We start from the raw sequence: 12,157 nt of genomic DNA on the forward strand, positions 1-12,157 counted from the left end.
TACTTAGTAGTATAATAAAAGTATGTTGTAGGAGGAAATAATAGTGAAAGTTAAAAGATTTGAAAAATTAGGAATTGAACCATCATTATTAGGATTTGGATGTATGCGTTTTCCATTAACTGAAGATGGTAAGATTAATGAAGCAGAAGCTGAAAAAATGATTGATAAAGCAATCGCTTCAGGGGTAACATATATTGATACTGCTTATCCATATCATAATGGCGATAGTGAACCTTTTGTTGGTAAAGTATTAAAAAAATATCGTCGTGATAGTTTCTTTTTGGCAACAAAATTACCAGTATGGAAGGTTAATAGTCAAGAAGAGGCTTTAAAGATTTTTGAAGATCAGTTAAAAAGATTAGATGTTGAATATGTTGACTTCTATTTATTACATGCTTTAGATAGTGAAAAATGGCAAAAAGTAATCGAATATGATTTGATTGGGATGTGTGAAAAATTAAGAGAAGCTGGAAAAATTCGTTATTTAGGATTTAGTTTTCATGATGAATATCCTGTATTTAAAGAAATTTTGGAATATCATAATTGGGATTTTTGTCAGTTACAATTAAATTATATGGATATGGATATTCAAGCTGGTATGAAAGGATATCAGTTAGCTGAAAAAATGCAAATACCAATTGTAGTTATGGAACCGATTAAAGGTGGTTCTTTGGCTAATTTACCAAAAGATATTGCTCAAAAATTCTTAGATTATAATCCTGATGCTAGTATTTCATCATGGGCATTACGTTATGTAGCTAGTTTGTCAAATGTTAAAGTAGTTTTAAGTGGAATGTCAACTTACGATCAAGTACTTGATAATTTGAAGACATTTGAAAATTTTGAATATTTAAATCAAGATGAATTAATGTTGATTCAAGAAGTTCGTGATACTTTAAAAGCTCGTATGAAAAACGGATGTACTGGATGTAGTTACTGTATGCCATGTCCTTTTGGTGTCGATATTCCTAGCAATTTTAAATACTGGAATAATGCATTTGTTTATGATAGCCATGAACAATTCAAGGATAAACTAGCAAGCATGAAACCAGAAGCTAAAGCTGAAAACTGTCGTAAGTGTGGTAAGTGTGAAAAACTATGTCCACAACAACTTTCAATTCGTGATGATTTACAAAAAGTTTCTGAATATTTAAATTCTGATAATTAAAAATAATATAAAAGGAGTTTATTATGGAATATTATCAATTACCAAAAACAGATTTAAAGGTCTCAAAGATTGCTTTAGGATGTATGCGAATTGCTGATAAAAGCGTTGAAGAAGTTGAAGAGCTAATTGCTACAGCTTTAGATTTAGGCATTAATTTCTTTGATCATGCTGATATTTATGGTGGGGGAAAATCTGAAGAATTATTTGGAGCAGTTTTAAAAAAACATCCTGAATATCGTGAAAAGATGATTATTCAAACTAAATGTGCCATTGTTCCAGGTAAACGTTATGATTTTTCTAAAGAACATATCATTAATAGTGTTAATGAATCGTTAAAAAGATTGAATTGCGATTATGTTGATATTTTATTATTGCATCGACCTGATGCATTATGTGATCCTCAAGAAGTGGCTGAAGCTTTTGATGAATTGTATGAAAGTAAAAAAGTAAGATATTTTGGTGTTTCTAATCATACGCCATATCAAATCAAATTATTACAAAAGTATTCAAAATATCCAATCATCATTAATCAATTACAACTTTCAATTGTTCATTCTGTTATGATTGATTCAGGATTAAATATGAATATGAAAGAAGATTGGGCTCAAGATAAAGATGGTGGCGTTTTAGATTTTTGTCGTTTAAATGATATCACTATTCAACCATGGAGTGTTATTCAGGCTTCTTGGGCTGAAGGAACATTTATTGATAATCCTGATTACGCTAAATTAAATCAGGAGTTAGAAAAATTAGCTAATGAATACCATGTTAGTAAAACGGCTATTGCTATTGCCTGGATATTACGTCATCCAGCTAATATGCAGCCTATTGTTGGAACAACTTCACCAGTTCATTTAAAAGAAAGTGTAGAGGCTATAAATGTTAAACTAACTAGACAACAATGGTATGATTTATATTTAGCTAGTGATAAACCATTACCATAGATTTTGGTTTTATGCTTTAACACACTAAATAAAAAAGAAGCGATGCTTCTTTTTTTATTTAGTAATTATCGAGGTTTTCGCCATTACTTTGAATAACGTTTTTATACCAATTAAACGATTTTTTCTTTATTCTAGAAAAATCGCCACTTCCATCATCGTGTTTATTTACATAAACAAGACCATATCTTTTTTTCATTTCTCCAGTTCCTGCTGAAACAATATCAATGCAGCCCCACACTGTATATCCGATTAAATCAACACCATCTAATTCAACAGCATCTTTCATTGCTTTGATATGATTCTTTAAATATTCAATACGATAATCATCATTGATAGTTCCATTTTTTTTCAATAACATCTTTGGCACCTAAACCATTTTCAACGATAAACATTGGTTTATGATAACGGTCATAAATTTGATTTAAAGCAATTCTTAGTCCAAGGGGATCGACAGTCCAACCCCAATTTGATGTTTTTAAATAAGGGTTTTTATATGCTATAAATTGATTTCCTTCAGTTTTTTTAGCATTTGGATCAGTTGAAGAAACAGTTGACATATAGTAGCTAAAACCAATATAGTCTACAATTCCATTTTCAATAATCTTCAAATCATCTTTTTCCATTTTGATATGAATATTTTCTCTTTCAAATTTCTTTAATTGATATTCAGGATAATACCCTCTTACTTGAACATCCATATAAAATTCTTTTTGACGATTAAATTTAATTGCTTCCATAACATCTTCTGGTTTACATGTCATTGGGTAACTAGGTGTATAAGATACCATCATTCCAATTTTAAAATTGGGGTTAATTTGATGACCTAATTTAACAGCTTTCGCGCTAGCAACAAAGATATGATGATGAGCTTGATATAAATTTTGAGGATTATTATTATGAACGCCGATTTGACACCATCCAGATAAGACATTGATTTCATTAAATGTCATCCAGTATTTTACTTTATTTTTATAACGTTCAAAAATAGTTTTAGTATAAAAAAGGAAAAAATCAATGACTTCGCGACTTAGCCAGCCATCATAATGGTCAGCTAAATACATAGGCATTTCAAAATGGTTAATTGCCACCACCGGTTCAATACCAAATTTTAATAACTCATCAAAGATAAGATCATAGAACTTAAGTCCTTCTTCATTGATTTCATACATACCATTAGGACAGATTCTAGACCAGCTAATTGACATTCGAAAACATTTAAATCCCATCTTGGCCATTAAAGCGATATCTTCTTTCCAATGATGATAAAAATCAGTCGCCTCATGACTAGGGTAATAAGTATTTTCTTTGATATAACCAACGCTATTTTCTGGTACTGGTCCTGTCATAGTGCTATCAACAGGAACTGCACCTATTTTCCCGTTAGCGGTTTTAAAAGTAACTTTTCTAGGAACCTTATATCCACCACCAGTAACAACATCAAATGTACTTAGGCCACGTCCTCCTTTGTTATAGCCTCCTTCATGTTGATTAGCTGCTGTAGCGCCACCCCATAAAAAATCTTCTTTAAAACTCATTATTATCCATCCTTTCAATAAAATTTTGATGATTTTATTGTATAAAGATGGTAAAGAAATATCCAATATTTATATTTTATATCTAATTATTCTATTTATCTATCATTGAAGTGTTGTTGCATCTTTGATAATAGCTTTTCAGCAATAGGTGTAAATACTTGATATTTTTTCCAGATAATATACATATTAGTTTTTAATTCTGGTTTTAGTACTCGAAAACAAAGCTCACTATTTTCACTAGTATCGACGATTTTATCAAAACTTAATGCGTAGCCAAATCCTTCTTTGACCATGATAGAAGCGTTATAAATAAGGTCAAAAGTTGCTACAATGTGTAGTTGATCTAATTTTTCTTTAAATAACTTTGGATAATCTTCAGTGATTCCTTGTCTTGATACAATTAAAGGTAGATCAATTAAATCTTCGATAGTGATATATTCTTTTTTTGCTAGTGGGCTATCTTTACGCATAATAACTCCCCAAGTATCACTGGTAGGTATTTTAATATAGTTATACTTAGATAAATCTACTTCTTGAACAATTATGGCAAAATCTAATAAACCTCGATCTAGTCTTTCAGCGATAACTTCAGTATTACCACTGTATAAATGAAATTTTACATTTGGGTATTGAAGCTGTAAATCTTTAGCAGCTGTTGCAAAATAGCTAAATGATTCAGATTCAGCAGCACCAATATAGATATCGCCACCAGTAATATCATCTAATGCCTGGAATTCTTCCATCGTTTTATCAACCATGCTTAAAATATCTTCAGCTCTTTTTCTTAAAAGAAGACCTTCGTCAGTTAATTTAATACTATAATTACTGCGGATAAATAACTTTTTACCAATTTCTTCTTCTAATTGCTTTATTTGTTTAGATAAGGTAGGTTGGGTTACATGAAGATATTTTGCAGCTCTAGTCATATTTTCTTCTCTTGCGATTGCTAGAAAATAACGTAAAACTCTTATTTCCATTTTAATCACCTCTATGTTTATTATACAGAAGATAATTATTCTTAAAAAGAATAACTTGATATAAATTATAAATATTAGACATTTTAATGACTGAAAATTAGAATGTTATTTAATTAATAGGGGGTGATATTATTGCCAGATTATTATGATCAAAATAGTTGTTTTATAGAAAATTTATTGGATGCTGGATGTGATCATGAAATGATTGAAAAATGTAAATTATTGAAAAAAGCACAACAAATTGATTCGTTGATTTATGTTTTATCGAAACATCGAAATAAGCTTTTAGATAAATTGCATCAATATCATCGTCAAATTGATAGTTTGGATTATTTATTATGTAAATTAAAAAAAGATATTGAATAAAATAACTGTTCTATATCAATTAAATATAGTATTAATGAAAATAAATTGAGGAGCAAAGATGAAGGTAATAGGAATAAACGGTAGTTCTAGAAAAGATAGTAATACTACAATACTTATTAAATATATTTTTAAAGAGTTAAATAAGGAAGGAATAGAAACAGAATTAGTAACTCTCTATGACAAAAAAATCAATCCTTGTCGTGCCTGCTTTGCTTGTAATAGTAGAAAAAAATTGTGTTTATAAAGACGATTTTAATGATGTTTTTAACAAAATGATGACTGCTGATGGAATCATATTAGGCTCACCAGTATATATGGCTAATATATCTTCATCTATGCAGGCTTTATTAGAAAGAGCTGCAGTTGTATTGGATATGAATAAAGAAACCCTTTCAATTAAATATAAAGCAGGAGCATCCATCGTATCACTTCGACGTGGTGGTTTAAATGCAGTGGATGCAATGAATCATTTTTTCTTGAATCAGCAAATGATTATTGTTGGTTCAACATATTGGAATATGGTTTATGGTCAATTACCAGGTGATGTTGAAACTGATTTAGAAGGAATCGAAAACATGAAAAATATTGGTCAGAATATGGCATATGTTTTAAAAAGGTTAAAAAAAAGTGATGGAAATGATTCAAAAAGAATTTAAAGGCTTAAAATTTTTTTGCTATAGATAAAAACTATAGTAAACCGATAAATTTTTATATTTTTCAAATAGTAATTAGCTTGTTAAAATATCCGGTAGATATTATAGGAGGATGAATTAATGAGTAACTTACAAATACCTTTTAAATATGATTTTGTCGGTAGTTTTTTACGACCAGAGAAATTAAAAAACGCTCGAAAAGAATTTGAGGCTGGTTCAATATCTTACGGTGAATTAAAAAATGTCGAAGATGAATGTATTATTGATTTGGTAACTAAAATAAAAAAACTAGGATATCATGTTATTACTGATGGTGAATTTAGACGTGCTACTTGGCATTTAGATTTTATGTGGGATTTTGAAGGAGTAGGGCACTCTAAGACAAACACTGGTTTACCATTTCATGATGAGGCAGCAATGATAGATGATACTTATTTAACTGGTAAAGTTAAATTAACACATGAACATTCATTTGTTGATCATTTTAGATTTATTAAAGCATTAGAAGATGAAAATACAGTAGCTAAGCAAACAATTCCTGCACCAGCTCAATTTTTAGCACAATTTATAATGCCTTTTAATAGAGAAAATACTGAAAAGTATTATTCAAGTGATGAAGAATTAATTAATGATATTGTTGCTGGTTATAAAAAGGTAATTGATGATTTGTATAATGCAGGATGTCGAAATTTACAATTTGATGATTGTACTTGGGGAATGATGGCTGATAAAACTGGTCATCTTGCATATGGAACTACTCCAGAAGGACTAAAAGAAATCCAAAAGATTCATAAAGATATTAATAATAAGGTTATTGCTAATGCGCCAAAAGATATGGTCATTAGTATGCATGTTTGTAGAGGAAATTTCCATTCTACATATGCCAATAGTGGTGCCTATGATCCAGTAGCCGATGTTTTATTTGGCAATCAAAATGTTGATGCATTTTATTTAGAATTTGATGATGAAAGATCTGGTGGATTTGCACCACTTGCAAAAGTATCTGGAGATAAAAAAGTTGTTTTAGGTTTAATTACAACAAAATCACCAGTTTTAGAAAATAAGGAAGAGATTATCGCTAGAATCAATGAGGCTAAAAAATATATTCCATTAGATAGACTATGCTTAAGTCCCCAATGTGGCTTTGCTTCTTGTGAAATTGGAAATAAACTAACTGAAAAACAGCAATGGGCAAAATTAGAGTTAGTTAAAGAAATAGCAGATGAAATTTGGAAATAATCTTAAAATAGGCAAAAGAAGGTCAAAGAGATCTTCTTTTTTGTTTATTAAAATTATACTAAAAGTAATTGAAGAGATTTAAAATAATATTATTGTTTGATAAAATAATTACATTAAAATATTACTATTATAAGGAAGATAAAATGGAATTAAAATTTATTACATCAAATGACAAAGAATGGCAAAAAGCAATAGAATATATCCAAAATTGTCCGTGGAAAGCTGGAAAATCATTAGCTAGTAAAATGATTAATAACTATTTTAATGATTGGCAGCGTGTTTTGATTGTTTTAAAAGATAATAATATTATTGCTTTTTGTACATTTACTAAAGAAGATTGCATTAAAAATGTAAATTATAGACCATTTATTGGCTATATTTATGTTGATGAAAAATATCGAGGTTACCGATTAAGTAAAAAAATGATAGATAAGGCTATTGATTATGCAAGCAGTTTAGGATTTATAGCAGTATATATAGTATCAGATCATGTAAATTTATATGAAAAATATGGCTTTAAAATATGTGATTATAAAGAAAATCGGCATGGAAAGATTGAAAAAATATATCAGAAAAAAATATAGGAAGTTATTAATAAATGAATTAAAATAAATGATTTTTTAAAGAATATATTATCGTTTAAAGAGAAAAGTATGGATTTTAAAATTGTTGAAAAAGAAGCATTTAATTTTGTTGGAGTTAGTAAACGCGTAGCCTTGCAATTTGAAGGTGTAAATAACGAAATAGTAAAATTGACACAAGGAATAACAGAAAATCAATGGAAGGAGTTACGTGAATTACAAAATATTGAACCATTTGAAGTAGTAAATGTATCTTATGATTCTGATAGCGATTTTCTTGAAGAAAAAGGCCATTTAACACATTTAGTTGGGGTTTTAACTACACGAGAGGATTTTAGTAATCAATTTGATAAGTGTTCAATGCCAGCTTGTACATGGGCAGTTTTTCCAAATAAAGGGCCATTCCCTTTTACACTACAAAATACGATGGCCAAAATATATTCAAAATGGCTGCCTGCTTCTAATTATGAATTAGCATTTTCTTTTTCCTTTTCTTTTACTAAAATGAATGAATATAAAGAAGATTATGCATATAGTGAAATCTGGATTCCTGTTAAGCTAAAAAAATAATTTATTGATATAGGATGATGTATACTTTTGATATGGGTATAAATAATTTGGATTAAAATAATAAAAGATATTAATAGAAATTTCAGTTGACAGTGACGTTACGTTCCAAATTATAATCTAATCAAGAGGTGAAGGTAATGGAAAAATATAGTTATAGAGAATTTTCAAATATTACTCATACAACACTTAGAACTTTAAGAATATTATGAAAGCATAAATTTGATTATACCAGTTATTGAAAATGGTAGAAAATATATTGAAGAAGATTATTTTATACAATTACAGACAATACAACTTTTAAAGAAAGCAGGCTATACTCTAGAAGAAATCAAATACATTATTAAGGATAAAAACATTGAAGAACAAATAGTCATGCAAAAAGATTTATTAAATATACAGTTAACTAATACTAAAATAATGTTATCTCTTATTGATGAAATACAAAATGAAAATAACATGAATATTTCAAAAATATATACAAAATTTTTACAAATTCAAAATAGACAAAATTTACAACTTCAATTTGAAACACCAGATGGATTAAAAACAAGGGTTTTATTTCATCATAGACATACCCATTTTGATCAAAACTTTCATGAATGGATGTTTGATCATTATCAATTTAACGATAGTGACAAGATTTTAGAAATAGGTTGTGGAGATGGTACATTATGGCAATGTAATAAAGATAGGATTCCTAAAAATATTGAAATAATTTTAAGTGATATTTCTCAAAAGATGATAGATGAAAGTTATTTGAAACTTTATGGCATCTCACAAATAAAATCTTTTGATTTGGCTGATTGTTTTCATTTGCCATATGATGATGAAAGTTTTGAAATTATAATCATTAATCATGTTTTAATGTATTTTGAAAATTTAGATCAGGCTTTAAAAGAAATATATAGGGTACTAAAAAAAGGAGGTACTATATATTGTTCGACAATAGCTAAGGATATGATGGTAGAAAGAGATGAGATGTTAAAAAAATTTGATTCTAAAATATCATTTGATCAAGAGATATTATATAACCGATTTGGATATGAAAATGGTAAAGAAAAATTAATCAAATATTTTTGCAATGTTGAATCATTTGATCGTAAAGAAACTTATGAAATTACAGATATGGATTTATTTTATCAATTTATATTAAGCGGAAAAGGACTGAGTCCTAATTTAGAACCGTTATATAGAAAAAAGTGCAATTTTACCAATATTTAAAACATTATTTTGACAAAAATAAGATTTTTTATTTAACAACACATGCGGGAATGTTTAAAGCAAGAAAAGTTCAAGAATATGAGTTTTGATGTAGTTATCGATGTTGTTGCATATAATGAAAATGATATTAATGATTTATTAGATGGTTTAGGTAATTTTAAACAATATATCATGATAAGTTCTAGTGCGGTTTATCCTGAATATGGCAGTCAGCCTTTTAAAGAGAATAGTGTTTTAGCAAAAAATAAGTTTTGGGGAAAATATGGGACTGATAAAATCGCTGCTGAAAAAACACTTATGCAAAGAGTGAGTGATGCTTATATTCTTAGACCACCATATTTATATGGACCGATGAATAATGTATATCGAGAAGCTTTTGTTTTTGATTGTGCAATTGATGATAGACCATTTTATTTGCCTAAAGATGGTTCAATGAAATTACAATTTTTCCATGTTAAAGACTTATGTCGGGTTATAGACTTTCTTATAGAAAATAAACCGGCACAACACATTTTTAATGTAGGAAATAAAGAAGCAATTACTATCAAAGAATGGGTAGAAGCTTGTTATGGTGTGTTGAATAAAAAGCCTAAGTTTATAAATGTTTATGATAATATAAATCAAAGAAAATATTTTAGTTTTTATGATTACGAATATTATTTGGATGTTACAAATCAGGATACTTTAATATCATCAACACTATCATTAGAAGATGGTTTAAAAGAGTCATATGAGTGGTATATAAAAAACATGGATGAGGTAAACAAAAAGCCATTCATTGAATTTATTGATAATAATATATTTAATAAAACAAACGAATTATAAGATGTTGTTTTAGTGTTATTATAAGATACTTGAGAGTTTAATTACTATTCTATTGAGTATCTTTTATTTTGTTTTATACTATAAATCAAGTATAATTATGATAAATAAGTTTTATTGCAAATAAAAATAAATATAATTTAAAATTAAATATTTAATATAGAATAAAGGAGATGGTTTTAATGAAAATTTTAGCTTTTACAGGTGCAGGAATATCAAAGCAATCTAATATTCCTACTTTTATGGAACAGCCTGAAGTTAGAGAAAAGTTGTTTAGAGATTATGCTAATACTCATCATGAAGAATATAACGAAGTTATTAGACAATTAAAAGCTAATATGAATGGGGCAAAACCAAATGATGCCCACATTGCTTTAGCTGAATATAAAATTCCAGTTATTACAATGAATATTGACGGATTACATAAGTTGGCTGGAAGTGATGCATTAGAAATGCATGGTGGTTTACCTGAAGATGATGAAATGGATCAAGCCTGGTCATTATATAATAAGCCGGTTTTATATGGTGACCCTGCGCCTAATTATCAAAAAGCATATGAAATGGTTTATGGTCTAGGACCTGGTGATGTATTTTTAGTGATTGGATGTTCTTATCATACCGCAATAGCTGTTGATTTAAGAGAGGTTGCTAAGTCAAGGGGAGCAAGAATTATTGAAATTCAAGATGATGCTGCTCATAATGTTAGGAAAGTATTGGATAAATTGATTAAGTAAATATGATTTTAAAAAAAGGAGTATCAGTATAAAACTTTTGGATCAGTACAGTAAGAAAATAGGATGCTTTTAATATATTATTATATGTTTTATACAAATTTTATTTATGGAGGTAACTGAATTTGGATAATAAAAAATATGTTGGAAGGATTCTTGAGGTTAAAATAGACAGAGAATTTGGAAGTAAACATCCTGACTATGGTTTTATTTATCCAATTAATTATGGGTATGTTCCAAATACCATTAGTGGGGATAGTGAAGAATTAGATTGTTATATATTAGGAGTATTTGAACCAATAAAATATTTTACTGGAAAATGTATCGCATTGATTCATAGAATCGATGATAATGATGATAAATTAGTAATAGTTCCAACGAATAAAAACTATAGTAATGAGCAACTTGAAGCTTTAGTAGAATTTCAAGAACGTTTTTTTAAACATATAATTATAAGATGAACCCTAGCATTATAAATGTATGTATATCTATATTTACGAAATAATCAAAAGATGATTAAATGAATAAAGTTTAGACATTATATAATAAGTTATTTTTGTATGGTAATCCTATTACTAATTAGAATGGCGTTAGAAGAGATAAAAAAATAAATATTTATTAATTGACAAAAAAATTATTTACTAGTATTATGTTAATAACATAATAAATTAAATACGAAGAATTGAACTAGTAGGCTAGGCGTTTAGGCAAAGAGAGTATCGGTGTGGTGTGACGATATCCAAACAAATAGTTGAATACATCAAGGAGTAGAATGTTGAAAATAGTAGGCATCTCCGGGAACACCCGTTATCGTGTTAGAGTATGAACCATAATTAATATGGCGTACTTGATGAGGCTGATAGGGTGACCTATTAGTGAATAAAGGTGGTACCACGAAGTTATCTCGTCCTTTGCTAGGACGAGTTTTTTTGTTATATAAGGAGGAAAATCAAATGATTATTGTTTTAAAACCGCATACTAATGATGAAAATATTAAAAAAATTGAAGAAATAATTCGTGATAATGGTGCTGAACCGCATGTATCAAAAGGAGAAATTCAAACAATTATTGGAATGGTAGGAGATACTACCAGAATCGATCCTAAAGTAATTGAAGTAGAAGAATGTGTTGAAAAAGTAATGAAGGTTTCTGAACCATATAAATTAGCTAATCGTGCTTTTCATCCTGAAGATACGATTGTCGATGTAGCTGGGGTTAAAGTCGGTGGTGATAATCTGGCTTTGATTGCTGGACCATGTTCTGTTGAAAGTGAAGAACAGGTAATTGAAATAGCTAAATCAATCAAAGCTTCAGGGGCTAATATTTTAAGAGGTGGTGCTTTCAAACCAA

At 28.5% G+C, this 12,157-nt stretch carries 13 protein-coding genes, 2 pseudogenes and 1 other annotated feature; of the genes and pseudogenes, 13 read left to right on the top strand and 2 right to left on the bottom strand.

All coding sequences use genetic code 11. From position 1 onward, the window contains the following. Positions 1-43 precede the first annotated feature (43 nt). Together B5F09_RS09410 and B5F09_RS09415 are read left to right on the top strand one after the other, a co-directional pair. Positions 44-1,168 carry an aldo/keto reductase gene (locus tag B5F09_RS09410; protein WP_087373799.1) on the top strand — a complete coding sequence of 375 codons (1,125 nt, stop codon included), beginning with the start codon at positions 44-46 and terminating at the stop codon, positions 1,166-1,168. A gap of 23 nt (positions 1,169-1,191) precedes the next feature. After that, a complete protein-coding gene (locus tag B5F09_RS09415; RefSeq protein ID WP_087299276.1) occupies positions 1,192-2,112 on the top strand; it encodes an aldo/keto reductase family oxidoreductase in 921 nt (306 codons plus the stop codon). A 58-nt stretch (positions 2,113-2,170) separates the two neighbouring features. On the opposite strand, the pseudogene B5F09_RS09420 reads toward B5F09_RS09415, so the two are convergent. Further along, a pseudogene (locus B5F09_RS09420) lies at positions 2,171-3,647 on the bottom strand (glycoside hydrolase family 1 protein). 95 nt (positions 3,648-3,742) lie between these two features. Then, on the bottom strand, positions 3,743-4,624 hold the full coding sequence (locus B5F09_RS09425; protein WP_087373801.1) for a LysR family transcriptional regulator: 882 nt from the start codon (positions 4,622-4,624) through the stop codon (positions 3,743-3,745). A 132-nt stretch (positions 4,625-4,756) separates the two neighbouring features. On the opposite strand from B5F09_RS09425, the gene B5F09_RS09430 reads away from it, so the two are divergent. The 11 genes and pseudogenes from B5F09_RS09430 to B5F09_RS09480 form a co-directional block, all read left to right on the top strand. After that, positions 4,757-4,990: a hypothetical protein gene (locus B5F09_RS09430; RefSeq protein ID WP_087373803.1), complete on the top strand. Its 234-nt coding sequence runs from the start codon at positions 4,757-4,759 to the stop codon at positions 4,988-4,990. A gap of 58 nt (positions 4,991-5,048) precedes the next feature. Then, a complete protein-coding gene (locus B5F09_RS15320; protein ID WP_087373805.1) occupies positions 5,049-5,234 on the top strand; it encodes a flavodoxin family protein in 186 nt (61 codons plus the stop codon). After that, positions 5,200-5,646, top strand: a complete 447-nt coding sequence (locus tag B5F09_RS09440) for a flavodoxin family protein (protein ID WP_204215278.1) — start codon at positions 5,200-5,202, stop codon at positions 5,644-5,646. The genes B5F09_RS15320 and B5F09_RS09440 overlap by 35 nt, the downstream gene beginning before the upstream one ends. A 117-nt stretch (positions 5,647-5,763) precedes the next feature. Beyond that, positions 5,764-6,882, top strand: coding sequence for a 5-methyltetrahydropteroyltriglutamate--homocysteine S-methyltransferase (locus B5F09_RS09445; RefSeq protein ID WP_087373809.1), 1,119 nt, complete (start codon positions 5,764-5,766; stop codon positions 6,880-6,882). Positions 6,883-7,025: 143 nt separating this feature from the next. Continuing rightward, the gene (locus B5F09_RS09450; protein ID WP_087373811.1) at positions 7,026-7,466 is read left to right on the top strand and encodes a GNAT family N-acetyltransferase; all 441 of its coding nucleotides are present in this window, start codon (positions 7,026-7,028) and stop codon (positions 7,464-7,466) included. Between the two features lie 69 nt (positions 7,467-7,535). Then, positions 7,536-8,033 (top strand): GyrI-like domain-containing protein, encoded by a 498-nt coding sequence (locus B5F09_RS09455; protein WP_087373813.1) that lies wholly within the window; start codon positions 7,536-7,538, stop codon positions 8,031-8,033. 219 nt (positions 8,034-8,252) lie between these two features. Beyond that, complete coding sequence (locus tag B5F09_RS15205) at positions 8,253-9,254, top strand: methyltransferase domain-containing protein (protein ID WP_239404304.1); 1,002 nt, start codon at positions 8,253-8,255, stop codon at positions 9,252-9,254. Positions 9,255-9,332: 78 nt separating this feature from the next. Next, on the top strand, positions 9,333-10,079 hold the full coding sequence (locus B5F09_RS09465; RefSeq protein WP_239404305.1) for an NAD-dependent epimerase/dehydratase family protein: 747 nt from the start codon (positions 9,333-9,335) through the stop codon (positions 10,077-10,079). Between the two features lie 179 nt (positions 10,080-10,258). After that, positions 10,259-10,810, top strand: a complete 552-nt coding sequence (locus B5F09_RS09470) for a Sir2 family NAD-dependent protein deacetylase (protein WP_087299254.1) — start codon at positions 10,259-10,261, stop codon at positions 10,808-10,810. A 122-nt stretch (positions 10,811-10,932) separates the two neighbouring features. Then, positions 10,933-11,268, top strand: a complete 336-nt coding sequence (locus B5F09_RS09475) for an inorganic diphosphatase (protein ID WP_087373817.1) — start codon at positions 10,933-10,935, stop codon at positions 11,266-11,268. A gap of 207 nt (positions 11,269-11,475) precedes the next feature. After that, positions 11,476-11,722: a binding site (T-box leader), on the top strand. Between the two features lie 38 nt (positions 11,723-11,760). After that, positions 11,761-12,157: pseudogene (locus tag B5F09_RS09480) on the top strand (3-deoxy-7-phosphoheptulonate synthase); the annotation flags it as partial.

Origin of the sequence: Erysipelatoclostridium sp. An173, from assembly GCF_002160495.1 — a bacterium.
GTDB lineage: Bacteria > Bacillota_I > Bacilli_A > Erysipelotrichales > Coprobacillaceae > Thomasclavelia > Thomasclavelia merdavium.